Consider the following 23,989-nt stretch of genomic DNA (forward strand, 5'->3'; position numbering starts at 1 on the left):
TTCCCCATGTGAGCAAGATATGCAGTCTATATTACAAAATATTTATTTTGCTTAAGATAATTAACTTTATTGTAAAATCTTGGTTAAGATAGTAAAACTTAACATATCTTTGATATCAGGGGAGGTTTTCTGGGAACTAAGAGAAGATAAGGTTCTAGACCGAGCTACGCCCCTGAATCAGCCTGGGTGACTAGCGGAGAAAACTTCATCAGCGAATCCAACTGGATTGATACGATTTACAGAGCATTATCATGACGTTCATTGACTTGATTTGACGGCTTTGTCCTACTGAGGGGCTATAACTAGTAGTAAACAACCCACCGCTCGCAACAGATGAAGACAGTTGTATTTGAGAACGGAGCAGTCCGATTGAAGGATAGGTATCGACATCACCAGATTAACCTAACGGCTGACATAGCTTGTGATGATTTGACTCGCCTAGCTGCTGCTGTGGCTCAGACACCAGTAGCGTTACTTTGCTTGCTTGATGCTAGTGGTGTGCGGATTTCTAGCCAAGTAGGTTTGGAATCCGCAGCAGTTGAATCTTACTTGCCATTCTGTACTCAAACAATAAAGGACTTAGAAAACCATGATGAGCCTCTATTAATCGTTGAAGACACTTTAATCAATCAAAGTTTAAATAATAAAGGTGTAAGTGACCAAAGTTTAAATAATAAAGGTGTAAGTGACCAATATTTTGTCAGTTACAAACTGATATCAACCTCTCCTCAGATTCGGTTTTACACTGCTTTTCCCTTAGTCAACCATCAAGGAATAATTTCCGGTGTTATATTGGCGATTGATTGGGGACCTAGAGAGTTAAATGTACAACAAAAAGAAGCATTAAAGGGATTAAGCAGACAAGCAAGTACACAACTCGCACTCTACACCAAGGTAGCTAACTACGCTGGAATTGCGACTCAGTACCAAGAGCTGGAGGCATCTTGCCAAGCATCCCATCAAGAACTAGAAGAGCTGAAGATAGCACTAGATCGATATAGATCGCAATCCGGTGGAAATAGCTCAGGGGAACTATCAGGAGATTTGATTTGTGTTATTAGTGTAGATGGTTACTTAAAGCAAGTGAATTCAAGCTTTGAAAAAACTCTTGCTTACAGTATAGAAGAACTACTGGATCGGGCTTTTTTAGATTTTGTACATCCGGAAGATCGCACCATAACCATAGCAGAATTAGAGAAGCTTACTCACAAAACCTCAGCTATCTGCTTTGAAAACCGTTATCGCGGCAAAGATGGTTCCTATAAGTGGTTGTCATGGAATGCCTTCCCGCTATTAGAGGAGGAAGATATGGTCTACGCGATCGCGCGTGACATCACCAAGACTAAACTAAGAAAAGCTTCCCTGCTAGAGCGATCGCGAGTTTCTACCCTGGAAGCTGATATTGGTGCAGCCCTAGTATCTCAAAACGGTACACTATCAGAAAGCCTTACCGAATGTACCGAGGCAATTATCCGACATTTACATGCTATCGGTGCTGGAATTTGGACTGTGGAAAGAACAGTGGGGAATTTGTCAACACTTTCATCCTTAGAATTGCAAGGCTCAACTGGACAACTTCTTCCCGCCGAACTCTTTCCCCGTCACGTCGCCCCAAATCAGGGTATAATCGGCGCTATTGCCCAAACCAGACAATCAATTAATACCTCCCTTTCCACTCCCGGCAATGACAAGATTCCATCAACATTCTTAAGTGGCTACCCCCTGATTGTCGATGCCAGAGTTGTCGGTGTGATGGCACTCCACTCTCATCAACCTTTCTCCCAAGTAGTTAATGGGGTTTTGGGCTGGGTAGCCAACACAATGGCACTGGCAATCGATCGGGTTTGGGCAAGAGAAGAATTACGCAGCCGTCGAGAAGCTTTGCTATTTCAGTTAGCCAGTCAAATTCGCAACTCCCTAGAACTAGATACCATATTGGGGACAGCAGTCAAAGAAATTCGCAGCTTGCTTAGGGTTGACAATTGCAGCTTTTTATGGTACTTTCCCGATGCCAACTGGCAGAGCATGTGCGTGACTCACGAAGCACGTAACCCCAAAAGTCAAACTCTGTTAGGCGAATGTCCGCTCCCTCAGTTTAATCCGCTAGTGAAAATTATTGGTAATTTGCAGCCGCTGCGGATTGAAGATATCAGGGAAGGAGCGGATTTAGAGCCAGAGCTGCGATCCCTACTGACAGATTGGGGGATGAAATCTGGACTAATTCTCCCCCTCAAAACTCAAACTGGTCAATTGGGAGCCATTATTTGCAGTAACTCTCATAATTATCGCCTGTGGAGCGATCCCGAAGTCGAACTATTGCAAGGTGTAGTGGATCAACTTGCGATCGCAATCGAACACGCAGAATTATTCGCCAAAACACGCGCATCAGCCCTAGCAGCCCAAACACAAGCGCGTCAATTGGAAACAGCGTTACGAGATCTCAGACAGACTGAAGCACTATTAATTCAGACAGACAAAATGTCTACGATCGGTCAAATGGTGGCCGGGATTGCCCATGAAATCAACAATCCAGTTAATTTTATCACAGGTAATTTACTCCATGCTACGAACTACATTCGAGATCTGCTAAATCTAATTAATTGCTATCAACAGCACTACCCCAATCCCGTCAGGGAAATTCAAGGCTGCATTGAAGAAATTGAGTTAGATTTCCTCACAGAAGACTTGCCTAAAATGATGTCTTCTATGCAGATGGGATCTGACAGGATTAATGAGATTGTCGTTTCTTTGCGCAACTTCTCGCGGGTAGATCAAGATGAAATGAAGCCTGCTAACATCCATGAAGGAATTGATAGTACCTTACTAATCCTGCGCAATCGGATGAAACCCTACGGCAATTATCCTGGTATCACCCCCATCAAAGAATATGGAAATCTGCCACTTGTAGACTGCTATATTGGTCAGCTAAATCAGGTTTTTATGAATATTATTAGTAATGCGATCGATGCTTTAGAAGAGGCAAGAGGTGAGGGGCAAGAGGTAAGAGGGGAAGAAAAATCTAACATCTCAAGTCACCCCTCTTTTTTTGCTCAGAAAATCTGGATTAGAACAGAAGTATTAAAAAATAATCAAGTTGTTATTCGGATTCGCGATAATGGACTAGGAATCCCGAAAAATGTTCTCAATCGTCTATTCGATCCATTCTTCACAACCAAACCTTTAGGAAAGGGAACGGGTTTGGGATTGTCAATTAGCCACCAAATTATTGTAGAAAAACATGGTGGTGTACTTCAGTGTATCTCGGAACCAGGAAAGGGAACTGAATTTTGGATTTCAATCCCGATTTTCCCGCCACCGAGGATCGATTAACTCACTCAACCCTTCTCCCAGTAAAGACAATCCCACTACCATCAGTGTCATAGCTAAACCGGGGAAAAGTGCTGTCCACCAAATTCCAGTTGGTAGCGCATCAAGTGCCTGACGCAAATCATGTCCCCATTCTGGTATTTCTTCTGGTAATCCTAAGCCTAAAAATCCCAATCCACCTAAAACTAAAATAGCGTCAGCACAATTAAGAGTGAATAGCACGGGTACGCTTTGAATTACATTGAGAAATAGATATCGAGAAAGGATGCGACGGGGAGAAGCGCCTAAAGCTTGTGCGGCTTCGATAAATAGTTCAGTTTTCACACTAGAGGTATGATTGCGCACGACACGATAGTATTGGGGAATATAAGAAATACTAAGTGCGATCGCAGCATTTAAAACTCCTCTACCTACCACAAAGGCTAGCGTGACTGATAGTAATAATCCTGGTAAAGTATAGATCGTATCCATAAAAAATAATAATACCCGATCTAACTTACCCCCCAAATAACCGCTCACTAAACCGAGGGGAACCCCGATAATTAAACTTAGAGTTGTGGCGAGAATGACTACCTTTAAGGCTGCTTGAGAGCCAAATATTGTCCGTGAAAAGACATCATAACCTTGGCGATTTGTGCCAAACAAATATTTGCCTCCAGGGGGTTCATGAATGGGGTTAATTAAAGATGCAGTAGGATCTTGTAACCATCCCCATGACTGAAAGACGGGTGCAAAAATGGCGATGAAGATGAAACTAAGGGTAATAATTATCCCAATCGCCATTAAGATCGTTGAGAGGCTGGGGTTTTGGGCAAATCTTAAAAAACGGGGGAGTGGGGATTTGATAGAGTTCATAAGGAATCTGTAAATTTGCCTTCCCAGCTTCCCCGGCGGTTAAAACATCGTGACCTAAAGCCCGTAGGAATTGTACAACCGGGAGGGGAAAATTTTCATCAGTGTAGAGACGTGCCAAGATTTAACCTACCTTTTCTAGCATCGCCGCATCATTTTCTTGAATGGCGAGTTCGATTTCATCTCGAAAAGCTTCTGCATAAGCCCAAGCATTTACCAAATCAACAGCAGTCAGTCCCGGAAATGCTTCTAAAATAAGAGCATCATTCATTCCCAAACGTCGATCTTGGACAAGTGACCAAACAGGAATCCGCGTATTACCTAGACAAGCATCACCACCGCAAACACCGGGCGTTTTTTTGATGGGTTGGGAACCATTTGTTAACGTCTGGGTTAACAGTTGGATTACTTCTGCTTTGTCTGCTGGGGCTAAAGCCAGGAGTTGGGTTTCTAACTCTTTGAGCGTCATGGTTATGGTTGCCCTACCTTCAAACAGTTTCTCTCTCAAATTTTAGCGGGAATTGGCTTACTCCGTATCCTACACTGATTTGCGATCGAGTAGGTTGGGTTTCGCGAAACCCAAGAGGCATTTGCTTTGCTGCTCGTCTTTCCGTCATATCAAATCCGTTGGCATTGGTATAATATCTTTTTTTAACGCAGAGAGCGCAGAGGTAAACGCAGAGGTACGCAGAGGTTTTTCTGTCAGAGGTTGAATAATTCCGATGCAAACGGAAATGATATCAGTTGGTAATCTCCAATCAAAAGGGTGATGGCGAGGATTGCTTCTGAGCTGGGTTGACTGGCAAGTATAGCAACCGCCACAGCGGTTAGGACATTCTCAGCTAGTAAATTTTAACAAGGGGCTGAGAGCCAATTGTCCTAAGCGCCTTGGCGAGTGCTATAACAAGGCCTAGTCACTCAAAAATGGCTGTAAATCTATTGTTTACTTGTTTTCAGCTTATTTTCTTAAGTCGAACTCAGGTATTCGGGTACTACCGAACATGATATTAAACAGTTGCAGGCAAATAACTTTCAATCGCCTTGCGAAATTCGCTCTTCTGTTTAATACCTTTCATTTGAGTCAATAATTCTCGATCCTTAAAAAATTGCACCGTAGGTGTTCCCGTAACTTGAGCATTTGCGGCAATATCTGGTTCCGCATCAATATCAATCTCGATAAAGTGAATTTTGCCATCATATTCATCCACTATTTTATCAAGAATTGGTTTGAGAGTATGGCAAGGACCGCAACCAGGTGCAACATACTTTACCATAATTAGGCGATCGCTTTCGTGGAACAGTTTTCGCAAAGCGTAGCCACCGATATGGCGAGTGGATTGAATATTAAATGTGGTGACTGTATCTGGAGTGGCTGTTTTTGTTTCAGTTGTTTGAGTAACTGCCTGTTCCGATCCAGATTTTTGATGATATTCCTGAATCAAATTACTACCAGAAAGCCACCTTTCTGCTAATAGTGCTGCCATACAACCAGTACCAGCAGCGGTGATAGCTTGACGATATTCATGGTCCTGGACATCGCCAGCAGCATAGACACCTTCTACACTAGTTGCTACTGAATCTGGCTTAGTAATAATGTAACCAACACTATCTAATTCTAATTGTCCTTTAAACAAGGAAGTATTCGGAGTGTGCCCGATGGCGTAAAACATGCCTTTTGCTTCTAAATCCCGTTCTTCTCCACTGCGAGTATCTCGAACTTTTACTCCTGTCATCCAATTATTTTCACCAAATACATCGACGGGTTCGCTATTCCAATGTACGGTAATTTTAGGATTATTTAAAACCCGATCTTGCATAGTTTTAGAAGCCCTCATTTGTTCGCTACGAACTAAAAGATGGACGTGGGAACCATATTTTGTTAAGTAAACTGCTTCTTCTGCGGCAGAATCTCCACCACCAACAACGGCTAATTCCTCTCCAATAAACATCGGAGTCGCACCATCGCAGATTGCACAAGCAGAAATACCATTACTCCAATATTGCTCTTCACTAGGAAGTCTTAACCTTTTAGCAGTCGCACCTGTGGCAATAATAATACTGTGTGCTTTGACTTCCCGTTCCTCAGAGCGGACAATAAAGGGACGCTGACTCAAATCCACAAAAGTGACATCTTCTGTATAGCATTCCGTGCCCCAGCGCTCCGCTTGCCCTTTCATCCTTTCCATCAATTTTGGTCCGGTAATGCCTTCCGGGAAACCGGGGAAGTTTTCCACTTCTGTGGTAGTCATAAGCTGTCCCCCAGGGAGTCCCCCGGCTTGGAAGCCTTCAAACATCAAAGGTTTGAGGTTAGCGCGTGCGGCGTAGATAGCGGCAGTGTAGCCAGCGGGACCACTGCCGATGATGACTAGGTTTTCGATGGTTGGGTTAGACACGATCTATATAAACTCATAACGAGTACGTTTAATTTTTATTATAGCGGTTTTTTCGATAGATACCCGACTTCTTCAGCGGATGTAATGAGGGGATCTGGGCAGATAGCGATCGCACTAAAGCTAACAGCCGCCCTCGTCTGGGATAAAATAAAATTGCCCAGCCACAGAGACAACGGGCAGAGGAAGCTGAACAAATTGCCCAGCAAGAGAGACAATTAGCTCAAAAATTAGCTGCGCAACTTAGGAAGATGGGGATCGAGCCAGATTCTGTGGGATAGAAGGTTTGATGGTGAGTAAATAGATTTATTTATAAAGGTAAATCTAATCCAAATCCTGGTAAAACTTCTTCCCCTGATAACCTGACAGGAAATGGCAAAATTTCTACTTCCCGATTGGGGCGATAAATTTCTACTTGTTGATTTTGAGGATTAATTAGCCAACCTAAACGCAAACCGCTATTGAGATATTCCTGCATTTTGTCTTGCAGCGGTTTAAGTTGATCGGTACGAGAACGTAATTCAATGACGAAATCTGGACAAATAGGGGGGAATTTTTCCCTTTCTTCTTCACTTAAAGCTGACCATCTATCCAATCTAACCCAAGCGACATCGGGAGAGCGATCTCCGCCATTGGGTAAGCGAAAGATGGTTGAGGAACTAAAAACTCTTCCCAGTTGAGTTTGGCGATTCCATACACTCACGTTAGTAATTAAATCGGCTTCTCGATTACCGCCGATTCCACCTACTGGTGACATAATAATTAGTTCTCCTGTTGCGGTACGTTCAAGTTGCCAATTGTCATTGACATGACAGAGGCGGTAAAATTGTTCGTCAGTTAGGCTGACTGTTTCTAAGTTTAAAACTACTGTAGTCATGGCCTTTTTAGATCGGAGTCTATTTTAATATTATAGTATTGCTTTTTCCGTGGCGATGCCGAAAGCTGGCGTTGCAGGAGCAATTAATTCCCCGGTGGCATGGCGATCGCAGTTAATACAGCCCCAGGAGCGCGTTAGGCTAACGCCAAGCAACCCTTACGCGATCGCAAGTTCCTCGTGTGGCTCTAGCCCTGCCCGCGTCTAGTAACGCGATTGGTGTTAAGAAGGTTATTAATACTGAGCAGCTCGCAGCTCTTGATGATAACAAAGTGTTAAGTTTGCCTCATTAACTAACAGCCGCCCTCGTCTGGGATAAAATAAAATTGCCACTAACTGGGAAAGCTGCTCATGTTCAACTACAACCCATTAGACTGCTTACCCTCTGCAGAAGATTTACCCGATTCAGATGATACCCCTGTGGATAACGAATTGCAAGATTTAATTCCTACTTTGCTTAAGGCGAGTCTCGCTTTATTATGGGCAGAGCGTTGGGATTGGTATTTTGGTGTAGATATGGGGATTTACTATCATCCCGATGCTGATGCCATTGTACCGGATGGATTTTTAAGTTTGGGAGTCCACAGGGTTATTGATGAAGATTTGCGGTTGTCTTATGTGGTGTGGGAAGAGGAGAAGATGCCAATTTTTGTCTTAGAGGTAGTGTCTCATAGACGGCGAGGAGAATATAGTTTTAAGAAACAATCTTATCAAGATATGGGGGTTTTATACTATGCCGTATATAATCCTTTGCGCAAGAGAAAATCTTCTCTGGAATTATATAAATTAGTTCAGGGAGTATATCAGTTACAATCGGGAAATCCGGTATGGTTGCCAGAAGTAGGTTTAGGAATAGGTTCATATCGGGGAATTTATCAAGGAATTCAGCGGCAGTGGTTGTCTTGGTTTGATGAGGATGGTAATAGGTTTCCTACTCCGGAAGAAGCGATTCAAATTGAAAGACAACGCGCCCAGGATGCTGAAGTTATGGCCCAGCAACAGAGAGAATTAGCTCAAAAATTAGCCGCGCAACTTAGGAAAATGGGGATCGAGCCAGATTCTGTGGGTTGACTTCTCCACCCTTTGAACAAGGATGTCAGTCGCGGATCTCATGGGATAAAATAAAATTGCCACTAACTGGGAAAGCTGCTCATGTTCAACTACAACCCATTAGACTGCTTACCCTCTGCAGAAGATTTACCCGATTCAGATGATACCCCTGTGGATAACGAATTGCAAGATTTAATTCCTACTTTGCTTAAGGCGAGTCTCGCTTTATTATGGGCAGAGCGTTGGGATTGGTATTTTGGTGTAGATATGGGGATTTACTATCATCCCGATGCTGATGCCATTGTACCGGATGGATTTTTAAGTTTGGGAGTCCACAGGGTTATTGATGAAGATTTGCGGTTGTCTTATGTGGTGTGGGAAGAGGAGAAGATGCCAATTTTTGTCTTAGAGGTAGTGTCTCATAGACGGCGAGGAGAATATAGTTTTAAGAAACAATCTTATCAAGATATGGGGGTTTTATACTATGCCGTATATAATCCTTTGCGCAAGAGAAAATCTTCTCTGGAATTATATAAATTAGTTCAGGGAGTATATCAGTTACAATCGGGAAATCCGGTATGGTTGCCAGAAGTAGGTTTAGGAATAGGTTCATATCGGGGAATTTATCAAGGGATTCAGCGGCAGTGGTTGTCTTGGTTTGATGAGGATGGTAAGAGATTTCCTACTCCGGAAGAAGCGATTCAAATTGAAAGAGAAATTGCCCAGCAACAGAGACAACGTGCCCAGGATGCTGAAGTTATTGCCCAGCAACAGAGAGAATTAGCTCAAAAATTAGCAGCAAAACTTAGGAAAATGGGGATCGATCCGGATTCTGTGGGATAAATATTTTTACAGATATAGCAAGCAAAATACTCTGGGATAGTTTAGTATTGGAGTAGGAAGAAAAGAAGAGAATTGGCTAGGGAGATAAATGGCAGAGAATCAACTCAAAATGATTATTTACGATGTGGAGCGGGAGACGATCGCAAAATGGATAAATTAGCACGGTATCGGCAAATTGTAGAAGAAATGTTATTGGAGTATGGCAAGCGCAAGCTGTCTAATGGAGATATTGAAGTCCAGACAATTTTAGATCCAAAGCGCGATCATTATCAGCTCGTACATGTAGGCTGGGACCGGGATAATTGGGTACATAGCTGTATTATCCATATTGAGCGTATTTAGCTAATACTCTCTGAATATTTTCCCGATATTTATCTAGTTTATCCATCCCGCAATCTCCATATCAACTCAACCAGAACTGATATTTAAAGGATCGTCTGTAATTGTCCACCCATCTTTCTCTAATCCTGACCTGACGATGTTGTGGAATAAATCGCGAGCCATATCTGAAAACCGCTAAGTCTATTTTAATATTATAGTATTTCTTTTTATGTCGCGATCGCAGATCGTACCCCGGTGGCATGGCGATCGCAATTAATACCCCAGTGGCATAGCTCGCGCGGCTCAAACTAGCATTAACCGCGATCTCAAGAGCAGCAGCGCTAGGCTAACGCCAAGCAACGCTTACGCGCCGTAGTGTGGCTCCAGCCCTAGCCGCGTCGAATACCGCGATCGGTGTTAAGATCGCTCAAGTTCACCTATCTGCTAATATCCTGGAAGTGGAGACCTGAAACATGGATAACCAAGCATCTGAGTTACTTGAAAAGATTCGTCAGCAATACGAGACTTCGCCTTATCCGAGAACCCCACTAGAGCAGTCTCCGAAAGATGACTTTAATAGTCTCTATATTCATAATCTGGTAACGTCTTACTATTTAAGATATCAAAAGGTTATCGATACTGAAGGGAAAGTTATCTTAGATGCAGGCTGTGGTAGTGGTTGGAAGTCTTTAATTTTAGCAGAGGCTAATCCGGGCGCGAAAATTGTTGGGATTGATATTTCAGAAGAATCAGTCAAGCTAGCACAACAACGATTAAAGTTTCATGGATTTGATAATGTCGAGTTTCACGCCATATCAATTTACGATTTGCCTAGCTTAGGGCAAGAGTTTGATTATATTAATAATGATAATATGAACTACTACACCCGGTTCATCGGTTGTTAGATTTTTGGTGCGCCCATCCTCAGCCAAACAATTCTTTTGTACCAATCGAGCGATGGGAGCAATCTGATTGGGAAAGTGCTAAGGTTTATCTTCATCCTCAGTTGAAAATAGCGAGAGTAAAATCAGATCTGATTAAATCGATTACTGAACAGAAGCCTTTTGTAATTAGTAGTTATGTTACCTTACCAGTTTTGGCTCCGGTTGAGATAGATAGTACAGTAGCAGCTTGCTTATTACCCTTGTGGGAAGAAACACAGTCTGTAATGTCTTTGGTAAAACGTTGGCTGAAGATTCGCCCTTTCCATCCAGTAAATTTAGAACCTGTGAGTGAGGAGAAGGCTTTCGCGGAAGTGAAGCAACTATTGAGTAAATTAGAAGTGTTTCTATACGTGATGTTGGAGCGTTAATCTAGCTGTTAGGATGTAGAACAGGCATCTTGCCTGTTTGTTTCATCACAGGCAAGATGCTTGTTCTACATTGGATTTTGTTCGCAATTGCGGACAATTTGGTGACAATTAATCTTGGGAAATTTTCCTTCATCTTTTAATCACCCGAAGTCGGGGATCTCATGGGAGCATCGTCTTCCTCAGTTTTTAACGGTTCCGCTAACCAAGTGACTAAATCTGTTAATCCAGAAAAATCTAATAACGCTTCTCCTAACATTGTTAACTCTTCAATGGATAACTGCTGAATCTGCTGAATTAGTGATAAATTTATCTCTCCTAACCGTCTGGTTAGCTGGTGTATAATTAGAGTTATCTGCCCTTCACGTCTCTGTTGCACATCCAGCCAAGCAACTAACTGGGCAGGTTCAGAAAAATCTAATAGTATTTCTCCTAATTCTTCTAAGGCGAGATTTGATAATCCGCGAATCTGTGCTTGCTGCACTGGGTTAATTGCACCCAGTCGTCGGGTTAGCTGACGTAAAATTACAGTCGCCTCTCCCTGTTGTAATCCTTGTTGTAATCCCTGTTGTAATCCTTGTTGCAATCCTTGTTGCAATCCTTGTTGTAATCCTTGTTGCAATCCTTGTTGCAATCCTTGTTGCAAGATATCTTGATAAATTACTGATCCGCGCATAATTTCCTCCCGAAATAGTTGGCTAATGATATTCTTTTCAAATCGCAATCCCGCGAAAATTTGAGTGCAACTGGCAATATTTTGTCGTTCCTCTCTGTTAGCAATTCTAGCGACTTCTTCGGCTACTTGTGCTAGCAAGGTTTGAGGGGAGTCACTTTGGGTTAAGGGTGCTAGGGGTAATAGTGCTGGGTTGGCAAGAAAAGGGGTTGAGTCTTGTTCCCACAGGCGGAGTACTCGATAGTGGTGAGTTGTGGTATCGTCTCGATATTCCTGGGTAAATGCCACTTGATTGGTGGTTTCCTGCAAAAAGATCACTACTTGGGTGACAGCGCAGCGGTATTGCCGTTTCAGTCTGACGGAGTAGTCGAGCATTCGGAAGGGAATGGCTGGCTCAGAATAAGGGAGAGTTTGAAATTCTAGGTGTAAAATTTGATTGGCGGTGCGGAGGAAACTGAGGGAATCAGCACGAATTGGCTCTAATGTCAATTCTGTTTTCAGGACTTCGATATCTGTTGATTCAATTGCCAGCAACCATTTAGCAAATTCTGCTGGGTATTGTTCCGCTAGATATTTGCATACGTTATCGTAACTCACCGTTGGGTTTGACTCCTATTGTTGTCATTATCGATATTTTCTTGGCGTGGCTGTGTTAAGAGGTATTGCTAGTAGAATAATTGTACTACAGATAGAGTTTTCTTGGTTGCCCACCTCCCTATCTCCCCACCTCCCTTCGCTACCCTACCCCAAAAGTCTCTCCAGACAAGCCTTTAACCTTTACACAGAATTTGCTAGTCTAAAATTCTGACGAATTTCCGTCATTACAGCCAACGACACCTAACGAAAGAATAAGGGTTTGACCCCCATTTTTCGGAGACTAACAGAAGAGGGATAATTCTACGGCTCATAGCTCAAGTCCATTTTAATGGACTGCAATTATCATTCCAGTCAGTTAAAACTGACTTAAGCTATGAGGCAGTGGTTTGAACCACTGCCGGGTTATCGCAACTGTTGGAAGTTATCAATTTCAATCGAATTAATCTATAAGAGAGTGTTGATGGTGCGTTAGCTTGCTACGGAGTGTTGATGGTGCGTTAGCTTGCAGCTTAACGCACCCTACGAAGTGTTGATGGTGCGTTAGCTTGCAGCATAACGCACCCTACGGATGGAGACTACCACCACCTCCCCATCCCCCATCTCCCCAAAAGTCTCTCCAGACAAGCCTTTAGCCCCATCCCTTCAACTCCTCTGCCAGACAATCCGCAAGATTTTTGAGCAAGGGTGATATGATACGGGTCGCAACTGGGTAAGTTATATCCAGGAGCTGAGAAATCACCCATCCCCCCCCCCACCTCTAGGAGAAACCCCCATGAAACTCGATCTACAAGCCAAATTCCTGCAACACCTCAGTCAGAAAAAACAGGATCAAGGTTTTACGCTGATTGAACTACTCGTTGTTATTATTATTATCGGTATTCTTTCCGCTATTGCGCTCCCGTCCTTCTTGAATCAGGCGAATAAGGCGAAGCAGTCGGAAGCTAAAACTATTACGGGTTCGATGAACCGGGCTCAACAAGCCTACTACCTAGAAGCTAATAAGTTCGCAAGCGATGTAAGTAACTTCGGTGAACTGGGTCTTGGCATTTCCACACAGAGCCAAAACTACAAGTTTGGTGTTAAAGATGCCCTCACTGGTAGTGGGGTCATTAACTTTGCCGATACAGTAGTAGCAAATGCCCCTCTTAAAGGCTATTATGGTCAGGTAGTGGTAGGAACGGTAGCAGGAACGGGAGAAGCAACTACCCTAGCGAAATTGTGTGAAGCTCTAAAACCGAAAGTGAGTGCCGGCGGCCTAGACGGCAGTGCCGGGGTAGCTAGTAATCCACCCGTGTGTCCTACAGCAAATTGGAAAGATTTAAGTGGAGGCTAGGGTAAAAACCTCGGTAATTGTGGTTTCAATCAAGTCAGGTTAGGTATGGCGCGGAAGTGGGTAGATTCTTCTACCCACTTCGTTTTATGAACATAGTTCGTGAAAACATAGACAAATATTTATACAACCATTTTATCGAATTTGACCCCTACTCAAGTGAACTACAACGATCTGATATCAAAAAGATATCAGATGCTAACTGTAAGAAACAAATTTCTATGACTAACTGGCAACAGGAAGCGGATCAATATCTAATCGAGCGGGACTACAGTAAGGCGGTAAACCTTTACGAACAGGCAATTGAAGCTGAACCTGATGTAAGATCCCACTACTGGCATTTGGGATTGCTCTTGCTCCTACAGGGGCAAGAAACAGAGGCTCAGATGACCTGGCTACTGGCAATGACAGAGGGTACACCAGAACAGTTGGAAGTGTGGACAGTGGAGCTAATGCAAATGCTGCACCAAGAAGCAACCAGACAGGAAGCCCTGATAAACGACTCAGTGGCTTGGGCAATTCGGCAGCATATGCGGGAAATTATCCCAACAGATATTAACAACCTGTTGCATCTGATTAATCTGGCTATTAAACTCAATACTTTTATCGGCGAGGAGTTGACTTCTCTAGGCATTATTGAACTCCTAAAGTCAGAGAAATTGGTTAGTCTTGATGTTGATTTACTCCTACAGGTATTGCAGAGGATCTTGGATGAAATGCCTTGGCCTCCCGCAGCTATGGAATTCGCTCAAGCCTGTATAGCCCATGTCCAGGAACCGATAAGTTTTATACTAATCTTATTACCAGCATCAATTAAAATTGCCTACACCAAGAAATGTCCAGGATTAGCAGCAAGGTTCCTTGAGCTATGTTTACCACTAGAGACAGAAAAGACAGAAGTACTGCGCCATATGGCAGCTTTTTATCAAAATGCTGGTAATTATTCTAAAGGAATAGAAACTGCGAAGTTGTGCTATTCCATATCAGAAATATTGATAGAGAAAGTTAATGCCATTTATCTGGTAATGCGAGGTTTGATGGGTGCTGGTGGCTATTGGGAGGAAGTCTATGTTGTTTTAGAGCAGCAGGAATCTCTATTGTTGTCACTGATCGAAGAAGAAGCGATGGTGTCAAACCAAGCTATTGCCCAGCGCTTGTTTAATTCTACTATTTTTTTCCCGTACTTACGGGATGATCCCAAAAACAATAGGCACATTCACAATCAAGTGTCTCGGCTTGCCCAAGTAAATGTGCAAAATAATGCCAGGAATCAGGTAGAGCGATATTGTCAGATAGGAGTCACAGGTCGAACTACACCTTTGAAAATTGGATACGTGTCTCATTGTTTTTGCGGTCATTCTGTGGGCTGGTTGGCGCGTGGGGTATTTAGGTATCACGACCGCGAACGATTTAAAATTCATGCTTATTTTATTAGCTATAAAGAAGGAAATGATCCTTTACAAGACTGGTATTTACAGCAAGTCGATCGAGCTTATAAAGGAGGAATTTATGGCGATGAAATTGCCGAACAAATTTACAAAGATGAAATTGATATTTTAATTGATCTCGATAGCCTGACTCTAGATGTTAGCTGTGAGATAGTGGCACTAAAACCCGCGCCAGTTCAAGTCACTTGGTTAGGCTGGGATGCTTCGGGAATCCCTACCATTGATTATTTTATAGCAGATCCTTATGTTTTACCAGACTCTGCTCAGGAGTATTACACTGAAAAAATATGGAGATTGCCATACACCTATATCGCCGTAGATGGTTTTGAGCTGGGGGTGCCAACACTGCGACGCGATCAACTAGATATCCCCAGTGATGCAGTTGTTTATATGAGTACTCAAATAGGATACAAGCGTCATCCTGATACAGTACGACTGCAAATGAAAATCATTAAGGAAGTGCCGAATAGCTACTTTTTGATTAAAGGACCTGCAGATCAAGAAGCAATTGAAAAATTCTTTATCCAAATTGCCGAAGAAGAAGGGGTGAATAGTGATAGCCTGCGATTTTTACCGCAGGTTGCTTTAGAGTCTACTCACCGCGCTAATCTCGCCATAGCCGATATCGTACTCGACACCTACCCCTACAACGGAGCCACCACAACTATGGAAACCCTCTGGATGGGTATTCCCATAGTCACAAGAGTAGGACAACAATTTGCAGCCCGCAATAGCTACACTATGATGATGAATGTTGGTGTAACAGAAGGAATAGCTTGGACAGATGAAGAATATGTAGAGTGGGGAATTCGCTTAGGAAAAGATGAAGCTTTGCGGCAGCAAGTAGTTTGGAAATTGCGGCAATCTCGACATACTTCTCCTCTGTGGAATGCCAAGCAATTTACTCGCGAGATGGAGAATGCTTATCAACAGATGTGGCAGAGGTATGTTGATACCTCTGGCTGATAAGTTGCTCCATTCCTGATAACCCGACAGAGATTAAAATCTCTGTCTCATAGCTTAAGTCAGTTAAAACTGACTGGAATAATTAATTTTAGTCCATTGAAATGGACTTGAGCTATTAGCCGTGGAATTGATTCCACGGCGGGTTTGGCAGCTTCCTGACAATCGGGCAAGCGCTCGGTTGAATTGGAGTAATAAAGCAGTTATACTTAAACAGAGGCAAAGTAGCAACTGTCAGACAATTATAATCAATTTGACATGACTTTGATGCCTGCTGGGATGCTGAAGGTGTTGACATAGATTACATCAGAACTAACGCTTCCACTTTACTTAACCTTTATGACAAATGAGCAGCCCAAAAAGCTAAATATAAAGGAGAGCTTTTTCCTTCTGAATTAATCGCAGATGAAACAGCAAATAATTGGCTATAATATAATAGTTACATAGCATGGGCTACACTTATATAAGTTCACATGAAAAGATGAGTAAACTATTATGATTACTAAAACAATGGTTCAACCATCGTGCTGGATTGACTCAGGCATCAAAATTAGTCAAGTCAGAAATCTCTATCTATTTAAGTTTACCGATGAACTCCAGTCTCAGCTAGAAAACCTATGTGAGAAAAACAAAGCTGGATTGCTGACTGTTGCTGAAGAAGCGGAATTGACAGGAATCTTAGAATTAGATCGAATCTTCACTTTGCTTAATGCTAGAATTATTGCCGAGTCATGAGTATTAGTGAAAGAACTCGGAAATTAGTAAGAGAACGTGCAGAATACCTCTGTGAATACTGTCATGCTTCAGAAGAAGCAAGTGCAGCTCAATTCGACATAGATCATATAGTACCACAATCCCTAGGCGGGCTAGACGATATTTATTGGGGTTAGCTAGAATTCTGAGAACACCCGATCGGGATTTCTACTGATTTGTTTATTTTGATAACATCAAAGATTGTCAGGTTGTCTAACGACACCCTTCTTCAACCGCCGTCTTAAGACAAGGGGATGGCAGCCCCTTGTCCTAACCCTCACATCATCGAGAGTTCGCCAATCACCTCCAAACGATTAATATCGCTAATTTTCATAAACATTTCCCCCAATGTTTCCGCAATCGAGGGACTAATCCAGCCCATTTGTTTGAGCAGTTGAATGGCAACAGCATACTTAGCACGTTTGGCTCCATCCATCACCTTGATTGCCATACCCAATCCCAACCCAACCCGACTGATACATTGAATCCCTTCAGCACCGGATTTACTTACTAATTCTCCATCAGTTAGGCGCATGAGTTCAGTATCAAAAGCGCCTTCTCCTGCCACTAGATTGGGGTGATGAGTCATAGCGCGGATAATTCGTTCCATTGCAAAATTGTCACCAGAGCCAAGCTGGGCATACAATGAAGCCATTTGACCAAGCTGCATAAAAAAGGTGGGTGCGCCGCAGTCATCGCGAGCTACGATCAGCTCTTGGGGTGGCATCCGCATCAACTCTGCCACTTGGCTCAAGATTAACTTTTGGACAGGATGGTTGTACTGTAAATAGGTGTTGAGAGGCCACTGCCGTTGCTGGCAAACAGCGATCATCCCCGCATGTTTACCAGAACAGTTGTATTCCAGAGAACTTTGCTTACCTGCTGGTATTGGACATTGGAGGACAGAGGGATCGACATCGCAGCGCCAAAGGATTTTAAACACCTGGCGGATTTGTGCCAAAGTGCCTTGATGAGAACTACAAATAATCGCTAAATCTCGGTCATTGAGTCCGTAACGTTCCAGAATACCCGTTGTGCTAACCGCTAGTGCTTGAAAGGGTTTGAGGGCGGAACGAATAAATGCAGAAGTTTCCGAGTTACCTGCTATAGATAGTATCCGTCCCCTATCGTCGCAGAGAACGGCTTGGGCGCGGTGGGTTGACTCGACAATGCCTTCCCGTAGTAAACGGACTTCTATGGCTGGAGCTTGATTGCGTTTTCCCCTTGTCATTTTTTAATTTCCGTGGAGACTCCTAATAGAGGGGGGGCGACGTTCAGAAACATTCTGTTTAGTGTTAGAAAAAATTCCAAATTATGCTACCAATAATTACAAACAGAACAAGAATGGCGAACGTCTGCTTCAGACGTTGTAAAATCGGCTGGACTTGATAAGAGACAACTAGGCGATCGCGGGATAAAACTTCTGAGGGCTTGATCCAGGTTTGACCATCATACCAGCCCGTCTCCTCGTAGACTATTGTCTCCTGAAATAGGCGAGCTAGTACATAAGACCAACCTAAATAGAGTCGCACGACTATCAAGGCTACAAAGAGACTTGCGCCACCCCCTCCCGCCAGGATAAAGTGGACTAGGTGCTTTGGCGGTGCAAAAGAAGCTGCTGCTACCGGGCCTGCGATCGTCCAGCTCCAGCCCCAGACCCAAGCTAGTTTTATGATATAGCCTTTGAGATCGAGCTTTGCCAAACCAAAAAACCAAGAATCCGTTAATTCCTGATATTCATTTATCGGTTGCTGCTCTGGTGGGACTGGACAGCTAGAAATAGAAGATTCCCTCATGCTTATCCTTATGATTGCGGCTGTTGGGAGTGAAATTCGAGCTTTTCAGCATGACCCCAAAAGGCTTCGAGATTATATAACTCCCGCTCTTGGGGCAACATGATATGAACCATTACGTCACCGTAATCTTGAAGAATCCAGCTACTATCGGCTTTCCCGGAAGTGCGGATTGGTAATCGTTGGCAAAATTTCTCAACTTCTTGTTCTATCCAGGTTTGAATTGCTCGGACTTGTATCCGCGAAAAGCCAGTCACGATGACGAAGTAATCTGCTAAGTAGCTAACTTCGCCAACCCGCAATATGACAATATTGTCACCTTTGCGGTCATCGGCTGACTGGGCAATAGTCATAGCCAGTTCTTGGCTTGTATTCTGGTATTGGCTTGGAGTGGTCAATAAGGTAGATTGCATTGTCAATTGATCTTTCATCAAATTCCCGATGTTTGTTAAAGAATAACTCTGAACTGAAACACCACACAGCGTTCCGATCCATATATCCGTGCCATTTTGAGTCTGTTGCTCTTTGGCGAATAAGCTGGCATTAGGGCGGGGATCGCCCGATCTACTAATTTTAAATCTAGGAAGTTATACAATTGTACTACTATTTGTTGAGTTAAATCAAATTTCATCAATAGTCACATGTTAGCCAAACCGCCTTGTCAAGGTTTTGCTTGGTAACTTACCGCCAAGCAGCTAACTCTGGGGTATTGCCCCAACTGGGTTCGATACTGTCAGCGATCGTGCCTATTAATTACACCCAGAGAACCATGAACACCTGGGAATCTACCGCTATTTTAGCTCAACGCTACTGAAGGGAAGCAAAGAGTTTTTCATATCGATCGAGGGATTTCTCGAAGGTGTAATTTTCCTCAGCATACTTTCTGCCTTTCTCTCCGAGTTTTTGAACTTTGTCAGAATCAATGTACAATTCCACAATTGCTGCGGTTAAAGCCCCCGGATCTTCTGGCGGGATCACAATGCCACCCCCACTTTCTCGGATCGCACTAGCTGCTGTCCCATTAGACGGAACTGAGGCTAAGATTGCCCTACCACTTGCCATCAATACTGGAATTTTAGACGGCATATTGAAATTAATCACGTTTTCCCTTTGTAATACCAACCCTAGATCTGCTGCTGCTAGCATTTCTGGCAGTCTTTCGCGAGGTTCAAACGGTAACAGTTGAATATTTGTTGCTTTACAGGTATCTCTGTACATCTGCAATTGCTTCATGGCTTTTTCTTCTTCCAGATGCAAGTGTTCCAAAGCTTTCACAGTCACTTCCTTGAAATTGAAGTGTTTCAAAGCCAGCTCTTCTTCCCGGTGCAAGTCTTCCAAAGCAGCCTTTTCTCCCACTATCACGATCGCAATATCTGTGAGATGACGCAGACGAACTGCGGCGTGAATAACGGTTTCTATTCCCTGCGTCAGAGCAATATTCCCGGAGTACATTACCACAAACTTGCCGTTTAATTCATGATCGTCCCGGAATTTATTAGGTTCTTTTGGCAAAGGCTTGATGATTTCAGTATTAACCCAGTTAGGAATTTGGACGATTTTCTCTTCAGGAACTCCTTTCTTCCGCAAATTTTCAACAAAACCGTCAGCAATAACACTAATTTTGGTCGCACTTCGGTAGCCGAACTTTTCTAGTAGTTTAAATATCTTCGCTAACTTTGATTTTTTGTCCAGAAACCCAACATGAATTGCTGCATCTGGTAAAATGTCTTGCAGATTTAAAACTATTGGACAGCAGTGTATCCATGCCAAAAAAGCGGCTGGAAGACTTACTGGTAGGGGAGGTGCAGTCATGAGAATGACATCGGGACGATCGCCTTTAAGAGCATGAATGAAACTAGTAATCACGAAGCTAGCTTCTAATAAAAGTCTATCTATCAAATTAGGTTTAGGACGAATCCAGACATAACTCCGTTGAATGACAACCCCTTTAATAAATTCTGTGCAATACCATTTACCTCGGTATCCCTCGTAAATCTCCCTTTCAGGATAGTTGGGCATTCCGGTAACAACACGAACTTCATGCCCTCTTGCTACCAATCCCTCCGCCAATTCAGTCATCAGGGGAGCGATGCCAATTGGCTCTGGAGCATAGTTGTAGGAATAAATCAAAATTCGCATAAATTCAGGCTGCATGTTTGGTGTATAGTTCCTTATAAACTACCTGTTGGGATTTGACAAAATCAGGAACAAAATCAAGAATCCGATCTCAGGGGATTGGGATGTCTTCCTAGAAAACAGAAACCTTCCAGGTGGAGTTATTCTTCTGTGCTTTTCACCGACTACTTTGGATCGATTTCCGCATGAATAGACAATTGCGATGATCGGACAAACGCTCGTAAGAAAGCTCGTCGGTGAGTTTGTACATAAAAATCAGCCCTCTGTTATTTTCTTTTTCTAATGGATCGCTCTCTTCCTCAGAGAGGGATTTGAGTTTGGCTAGCAAATCAAAGGGATCGCCTAGATCCCAAATCCGTATCTCCATGCTCTGTGTAAAAACCTTCAACTCCAATTCTATTGGAGTAGTTTTAGGTAAATGGCGATGAGCATGGCGAACTACATTTGTGAATCCCTCCACCAACGCCAATTTACAACCCCCCCAAAATCCGTCGGGTAATTGCGGTGAAACGAACTGCTCGAACCACTGCAAGACTTCGGCGACAGCATTTAAGTCTGTTGTCACCTGAAGATGAGATTGTTTTAGAGGTTTTGGATTGCCCATTAGTCGAAAACAGTTCCAGATTTTGTTAACCTGCGCCACTATGTTTAGTAAATACCATTAATATTGTTTTCAGAATTAGTTTCAGATCGTGGACCAAACTCCAGTTTGCCTGATAGCGTAAATCCAGTTTAATGATGTCTTCAAACTCCTGGATTTCACTACGCCCATTAACTTGCCACTCACCCGTCATCCCCGGTTTGACATCTAAACGTTGCCATTCGGGTACTTCATAGTGTTCTACTTCATCTGGTGTCGGGGGGCGAGTACCTACCAGACTCATGTCTCCCTTGAGGACATTCCAAAACTGAGGTAATTCATCCAGACTGGTGCGGCGTAAAAACCCACCTACTCGTGTCACCCTGGAATCCTTAGAAGAGTCCTTACCGATTGCCTTAATTCTGATCTTCCCACCGCTGCGTGTTCCACTCCCCACATACATGGAGCGGAATTTCCACATGGTAAACTCCTTTCCCATCAAACCTTTACGGGTTTGGCTGAAAAATATCGGTCCGGGGTTGTCACGCTTGATTAAGATCGCGATGGGAATAAATGCGATCGCAGTTATTCCCAAACCGATTATTCCCCCAATAATGTCCAGAGATCGCTTCACCCAAGATCTCACCGACGGGTGAGTCATGGGTACTTGAGTACGACTAAAAAGACTCCTCAAGGAACGGATATAGCCTGTAGTTTTTGGTTGAGTAGGAGAGAATTGGGATTCTGAGCTGACATCGAACTGAGATGTCGGTAGTCCCGTTATAGATTCAGCAATCGGCTCTAGCTTGAAAATTCGATCGAGTTGAGTCATTGTCAATACAGCCATTACTGGATCTGTTACACTCCTGAGAACGAGTTCAACTCCGGCTTCCCTGGCGCTCTTGTAATTGCTGACTAAGGCTCCTACCCCACAGCTATCTATAAAAGTTGTATTGCTAAAATCGAAAACAATTTGTTTGGGCAGAGAATTACTTTGGAGAAACTCCTGACAAGTTTCTTTAAACTCTACTGCTTCAAGGACACTAAGACGCACGGGGATTTGCACCACAGGGGTGTCTTGTAATGGCATGACCTGAAAATCCACTTTGGACATTAAATTAACCATTTTAGACATTGAGTTAACCATCAAAACCTGATACCTAATGTTAATGTATGACTCTCAACCAATATTTTGTCTTACAATCTCTCACTTAACCAATAATTCATTTAAAGTTATCGTGAAGTTTTAAAATGTCTGTAAAAACTCACCCCACAGCACGGCTAGTCGAAATCTTCTCCGTTATTCAAGGCGAGGGGCTAAACGTCGGGACGCGCCAGTTATTTATCCGCTTCGCCCTGTGCGATTTACGGTGTCATTTTTGCGATAGTGCCCATACTTGGGGAGTTCCCAGTCTGTGTCACATCGAGGAGACACCGGGATGCCGTGATGAAAGAAGATCGCACTAACCCAGTATCCTTACCCCTCCTTCTCGAATGGGTTGAGCGACTCAATCGACCAGGGTTACACGATAGCATCAGTCTCACAGGAGGCGAACCCCTGTTACAGGCTCCTTTTTTGGTAGAATTTTTACCCCAGCTACGGGAATTGACTGGCTTGCATCTTTACCTGGAGACAGGCGGACATCGACCAGAACAACTCGCTACGATTCTAGCCTACTTAGATTCTGTCGGTATGGATATCAATCTCCCCAGCGTGAGTGGGGAAAATTCCTGGCAGGATCGCGGTAATTTACTCCAGCTTTGCTGCGATTCACAAATAGAAGTATTTGTCAAATTAATTATTTCGATAACTACTAACCCAACTGAATTGGAATGGGCTGCCGCCGCCTCAAATCAGTGCGCGTCGTACCCCAAACCCATAAGATTGGTCAGCTCTAGTAAAGAGGGGGCAGGGGGCAGGGAGCAGGGGAGTTTTAGTCTAAAACTAAAAACTTTGGTGCGGGGAAAATTTAACTGCTCAGTTATTTTTGCCGTGCTGCGCTAGAGTGATTCCTCCCGTTTCGATTTGGATTTGGATTTGGCTTGAGATGCGCTCTTTTTCAGTGCTGACAGACGTGCTTCATATAGGCGACGTTGACGGCGACTAGGAGTCGTTTCCACCAATGTTTTTAGGGCACTCCCTAGACTTTTGTAGGCGTTAGGGAGAGTGTAACCAAAGCGAGTGGCAAGGGTGAGGGCTTTGTCATCTGCTTCAATGGCAGCTTTGAGGTTTTTTTCCCCATTATTTTTCTGATAGAGTCTCCAGCCGGAAACGCCACAAAGAGTTAAAGCCAATATTAGTAGCAATCCATCTTGTACCCAGAGTTCCCCGACAGCACCGCCCAAACCAATCGCCAGGGCAGCCATTTCCCAACCTTCTCTGGGGATAGTGTCATTTTGGACACGGGCAACTTCGTGCCAAAATAACAGGTTACGTTGATCCAGGGCAAGCTGTTCCCATTTAACCAGATCGACTTGAATTTCAATTTCGTCTCTACCAATTTCCTCACAACGGAGCAGGGGAGGATTGACTTCCGTCGTGCCTTCCACTGTAACCCAGCTTTGTAGTTCGGGCGGTAGTAAGCTTTTGAGACGGCGGAGTTCGCTCATCTCGGCTTTTGCTGAAGCGGCTGCGAATGATGTCATTGCTCTCTCCCACAAAACTCAAAATAATAAATAGGGTATCACTTGCGAGTATAACGATATTAAGGGGTGAGGGGGTGAAGGGTTGGGGGTTAGGGCAGCTATTA

Annotated in this window: 21 protein-coding genes and 4 pseudogenes; 10 read left to right on the top strand and 15 right to left on the bottom strand. The window is 43.5% G+C overall.

Going from position 1 to position 23,989, the window contains the following annotated elements; all coding sequences use genetic code 11:
• Positions 1-333: 333 nt before the first annotated feature.
• Positions 334-3,330, top strand: a complete 2,997-nt coding sequence (locus NJ959_RS06820) for a GAF domain-containing protein (protein WP_254011003.1) — start codon at positions 334-336, stop codon at positions 3,328-3,330.
• Here the strand turns inward: NJ959_RS06820 and NJ959_RS06825 are convergent.
• The 5 genes and pseudogenes from NJ959_RS06825 to NJ959_RS06845 form a co-directional block, all read right to left on the bottom strand.
• Positions 3,295-4,182: an ABC transporter permease gene (locus tag NJ959_RS06825; RefSeq protein ID WP_254011004.1), complete on the bottom strand. Its 888-nt coding sequence runs from the start codon at positions 4,180-4,182 to the stop codon at positions 3,295-3,297. The two genes, NJ959_RS06820 and NJ959_RS06825, sit on opposite strands and share 36 nt — an antisense overlap.
• Positions 4,178-4,300 (bottom strand): annotated as a pseudogene (locus NJ959_RS06830) (DUF5615 family PIN-like protein); the annotation flags it as partial. The gene NJ959_RS06825 and the pseudogene NJ959_RS06830, both read right to left, overlap by 5 nt.
• Positions 4,301-4,303: 3 nt before the next feature.
• Complete coding sequence (locus NJ959_RS06835; RefSeq protein WP_254011005.1) at positions 4,304-4,648, bottom strand: DUF433 domain-containing protein; 345 nt, start codon at positions 4,646-4,648, stop codon at positions 4,304-4,306.
• 538 nt (positions 4,649-5,186) lie between these two features.
• On the bottom strand, positions 5,187-6,572 hold the full coding sequence (gene trxB, locus NJ959_RS06840) for a thioredoxin-disulfide reductase (protein WP_254011006.1): 1,386 nt from the start codon (positions 6,570-6,572) through the stop codon (positions 5,187-5,189).
• Positions 6,573-6,879: 307 nt separating this feature from the next.
• Positions 6,880-7,446, bottom strand: a complete 567-nt coding sequence (locus tag NJ959_RS06845; RefSeq protein ID WP_254011007.1) for a Uma2 family endonuclease — start codon at positions 7,444-7,446, stop codon at positions 6,880-6,882.
• A 348-nt stretch (positions 7,447-7,794) separates the two neighbouring features.
• Here NJ959_RS06845 and NJ959_RS06850 point away from each other — a divergent pair, with 348 nt between their 5' ends.
• The 3 genes from NJ959_RS06850 to NJ959_RS06860 all read left to right on the top strand — a co-directional run bounded on the left by NJ959_RS06850 (position 7,795) and on the right by NJ959_RS06860 (position 9,678).
• Positions 7,795-8,514 carry a Uma2 family endonuclease gene (locus tag NJ959_RS06850; protein ID WP_254011008.1) on the top strand — a complete coding sequence of 240 codons (720 nt, stop codon included), beginning with the start codon at positions 7,795-7,797 and terminating at the stop codon, positions 8,512-8,514.
• Between the two features lie 81 nt (positions 8,515-8,595).
• Positions 8,596-9,336 (top strand): Uma2 family endonuclease, encoded by a 741-nt coding sequence (locus NJ959_RS06855; RefSeq protein ID WP_254011009.1) that lies wholly within the window; start codon positions 8,596-8,598, stop codon positions 9,334-9,336.
• A 72-nt stretch (positions 9,337-9,408) separates the two neighbouring features.
• Positions 9,409-9,678, top strand: coding sequence for an element excision factor XisI family protein (locus tag NJ959_RS06860; protein ID WP_254011010.1), 270 nt, complete (start codon positions 9,409-9,411; stop codon positions 9,676-9,678).
• 61 nt (positions 9,679-9,739) lie between these two features.
• Here the strand turns inward: NJ959_RS06860 and NJ959_RS30945 are convergent, their stop codons facing one another.
• Complete coding sequence (locus tag NJ959_RS30945; protein WP_444881953.1) at positions 9,740-9,964, bottom strand: hypothetical protein; 225 nt, start codon at positions 9,962-9,964, stop codon at positions 9,740-9,742.
• A 166-nt stretch (positions 9,965-10,130) separates the two neighbouring features.
• Between NJ959_RS30945 and NJ959_RS06870 the strand changes: the two are divergent.
• Positions 10,131-10,969 (top strand): annotated as a pseudogene (locus NJ959_RS06870) (class I SAM-dependent methyltransferase).
• A gap of 136 nt (positions 10,970-11,105) precedes the next feature.
• On the opposite strand, the gene NJ959_RS30610 reads toward NJ959_RS06870, so the two are convergent.
• Positions 11,106-11,345: a DUF4351 domain-containing protein gene (locus tag NJ959_RS30610; RefSeq protein ID WP_254011022.1), complete on the bottom strand. Its 240-nt coding sequence runs from the start codon at positions 11,343-11,345 to the stop codon at positions 11,106-11,108.
• Positions 11,337-12,236, bottom strand: a pseudogene (locus tag NJ959_RS06880) (Rpn family recombination-promoting nuclease/putative transposase); the annotation flags it as partial. The pseudogene NJ959_RS06880 and the gene NJ959_RS30610, both read right to left, overlap by 9 nt.
• Positions 12,237-13,008: 772 nt before the next feature.
• Between NJ959_RS06880 and NJ959_RS06885 the strand changes: the two are divergent.
• The 4 genes from NJ959_RS06885 to NJ959_RS06900 all read left to right on the top strand — a co-directional run bounded on the left by NJ959_RS06885 (position 13,009) and on the right by NJ959_RS06900 (position 16,867).
• Entirely contained in the window at positions 13,009-13,569 is a 561-nt protein-coding gene (locus NJ959_RS06885) for a type IV pilin-like G/H family protein (RefSeq protein ID WP_254011012.1), read from the top strand.
• Positions 13,570-13,787: 218 nt separating this feature from the next.
• Positions 13,788-15,980: an O-linked N-acetylglucosamine transferase, SPINDLY family protein gene (locus NJ959_RS06890; RefSeq protein WP_254011013.1), complete on the top strand. Its 2,193-nt coding sequence runs from the start codon at positions 13,788-13,790 to the stop codon at positions 15,978-15,980.
• Positions 15,981-16,472: 492 nt separating this feature from the next.
• On the top strand, positions 16,473-16,712 hold the full coding sequence (locus NJ959_RS06895; RefSeq protein ID WP_254011014.1) for a hypothetical protein: 240 nt from the start codon (positions 16,473-16,475) through the stop codon (positions 16,710-16,712).
• Positions 16,709-16,867 (top strand): HNH endonuclease, encoded by a 159-nt coding sequence (locus NJ959_RS06900; RefSeq protein WP_254011015.1) that lies wholly within the window; start codon positions 16,709-16,711, stop codon positions 16,865-16,867. Before NJ959_RS06895 ends, NJ959_RS06900 begins: the two co-directional genes overlap by 4 nt.
• A 140-nt stretch (positions 16,868-17,007) precedes the next feature.
• On the opposite strand, the gene NJ959_RS06905 is transcribed toward NJ959_RS06900, so the two are convergent.
• From NJ959_RS06905 to NJ959_RS06930, 6 genes are all read right to left on the bottom strand, one after another.
• Positions 17,008-17,961 carry an asparaginase gene (locus tag NJ959_RS06905; protein ID WP_254011016.1) on the bottom strand — a complete coding sequence of 318 codons (954 nt, stop codon included), beginning with the start codon at positions 17,959-17,961 and terminating at the stop codon, positions 17,008-17,010.
• Positions 17,962-18,025: 64 nt separating this feature from the next.
• Complete coding sequence (locus NJ959_RS06910) at positions 18,026-18,526, bottom strand: CGLD27 family protein (protein ID WP_254011017.1); 501 nt, start codon at positions 18,524-18,526, stop codon at positions 18,026-18,028.
• An 8-nt stretch (positions 18,527-18,534) separates the two neighbouring features.
• Positions 18,535-18,954 carry a ribosome silencing factor gene (gene rsfS, locus NJ959_RS06915; protein ID WP_373693619.1) on the bottom strand — a complete coding sequence of 140 codons (420 nt, stop codon included), beginning with the start codon at positions 18,952-18,954 and terminating at the stop codon, positions 18,535-18,537.
• A 376-nt stretch (positions 18,955-19,330) separates the two neighbouring features.
• The gene (locus NJ959_RS06920) at positions 19,331-20,662 is read right to left on the bottom strand and encodes a glycosyltransferase family 4 protein (RefSeq protein WP_254011024.1); all 1,332 of its coding nucleotides are present in this window, start codon (positions 20,660-20,662) and stop codon (positions 19,331-19,333) included.
• 154 nt (positions 20,663-20,816) lie between these two features.
• Positions 20,817-21,263: an ATP-binding protein gene (locus tag NJ959_RS06925; protein ID WP_254011018.1), complete on the bottom strand. Its 447-nt coding sequence runs from the start codon at positions 21,261-21,263 to the stop codon at positions 20,817-20,819.
• A 25-nt stretch (positions 21,264-21,288) separates the two neighbouring features.
• Positions 21,289-22,353: an anti-sigma factor antagonist gene (locus NJ959_RS06930; protein WP_373693620.1), complete on the bottom strand. Its 1,065-nt coding sequence runs from the start codon at positions 22,351-22,353 to the stop codon at positions 21,289-21,291.
• 137 nt (positions 22,354-22,490) lie between these two features.
• On the opposite strand from NJ959_RS06930, the pseudogene NJ959_RS30615 reads away from it, so the two are divergent.
• Positions 22,491-23,082, top strand: a pseudogene (locus tag NJ959_RS30615) (7-carboxy-7-deazaguanine synthase QueE); the annotation flags it as partial.
• A 158-nt stretch (positions 23,083-23,240) separates the two neighbouring features.
• Here NJ959_RS30615 and NJ959_RS06945 read toward each other — a convergent pair.
• Positions 23,241-23,885, bottom strand: a complete 645-nt coding sequence (locus NJ959_RS06945) for a DUF3318 domain-containing protein (RefSeq protein ID WP_254011021.1) — start codon at positions 23,883-23,885, stop codon at positions 23,241-23,243.
• Positions 23,886-23,989 lie beyond the last annotated feature (104 nt).

It is taken from the genome of Limnofasciculus baicalensis BBK-W-15 (genome assembly GCF_024178385.1).
In the GTDB taxonomy this organism is placed as follows: Bacteria; Cyanobacteriota; Cyanobacteriia; order Cyanobacteriales; family Coleofasciculaceae; genus Limnofasciculus; species Limnofasciculus baicalensis.

Excerpts from the sequence above, each read along its gene's own strand:
- NJ959_RS06820 (WP_254011003.1), top strand. The coding sequence starts at position 334 with ATGAAGACAGTTGTATTTGAGAACGGAGCAGTCCGATTGAAGGATAGG.
- NJ959_RS06825 (WP_254011004.1), bottom strand. The coding sequence starts at position 4,182 with ATGAACTCTATCAAATCCCCACTCCCCCGTTTTTTAAGATTTGCCCAA.
- NJ959_RS06835 (WP_254011005.1), bottom strand. The coding sequence starts at position 4,648 with ATGACGCTCAAAGAGTTAGAAACCCAACTCCTGGCTTTAGCCCCAGCA.
- NJ959_RS06845 (WP_254011007.1), bottom strand. The coding sequence starts at position 7,446 with ATGACTACAGTAGTTTTAAACTTAGAAACAGTCAGCCTAACTGACGAA.
- NJ959_RS06850 (WP_254011008.1), top strand. The coding sequence starts at position 7,795 with ATGTTCAACTACAACCCATTAGACTGCTTACCCTCTGCAGAAGATTTA.
- NJ959_RS06855 (WP_254011009.1), top strand. The coding sequence starts at position 8,596 with ATGTTCAACTACAACCCATTAGACTGCTTACCCTCTGCAGAAGATTTA.
- NJ959_RS06885 (WP_254011012.1), top strand. The coding sequence starts at position 13,009 with ATGAAACTCGATCTACAAGCCAAATTCCTGCAACACCTCAGTCAGAAA.
- NJ959_RS06890 (WP_254011013.1), top strand. The coding sequence starts at position 13,788 with ATGACTAACTGGCAACAGGAAGCGGATCAATATCTAATCGAGCGGGAC.
- NJ959_RS06895 (WP_254011014.1), top strand. The coding sequence starts at position 16,473 with ATGATTACTAAAACAATGGTTCAACCATCGTGCTGGATTGACTCAGGC.
- NJ959_RS06900 (WP_254011015.1), top strand. The coding sequence starts at position 16,709 with ATGAGTATTAGTGAAAGAACTCGGAAATTAGTAAGAGAACGTGCAGAA.
- NJ959_RS06905 (WP_254011016.1), bottom strand. The coding sequence starts at position 17,961 with ATGACAAGGGGAAAACGCAATCAAGCTCCAGCCATAGAAGTCCGTTTA.
- NJ959_RS06910 (WP_254011017.1), bottom strand. The coding sequence starts at position 18,526 with ATGAGGGAATCTTCTATTTCTAGCTGTCCAGTCCCACCAGAGCAGCAA.
- rsfS (WP_373693619.1), bottom strand. The coding sequence starts at position 18,954 with ATGAAAGATCAATTGACAATGCAATCTACCTTATTGACCACTCCAAGC.
- NJ959_RS06920 (WP_254011024.1), bottom strand. The coding sequence starts at position 20,662 with ATGCGAATTTTGATTTATTCCTACAACTATGCTCCAGAGCCAATTGGC.
- NJ959_RS06925 (WP_254011018.1), bottom strand. The coding sequence starts at position 21,263 with ATGGGCAATCCAAAACCTCTAAAACAATCTCATCTTCAGGTGACAACA.
- NJ959_RS06930 (WP_373693620.1), bottom strand. The coding sequence starts at position 22,353 with ATGTCCAAAGTGGATTTTCAGGTCATGCCATTACAAGACACCCCTGTG.
- NJ959_RS06945 (WP_254011021.1), bottom strand. The coding sequence starts at position 23,885 with ATGACATCATTCGCAGCCGCTTCAGCAAAAGCCGAGATGAGCGAACTC.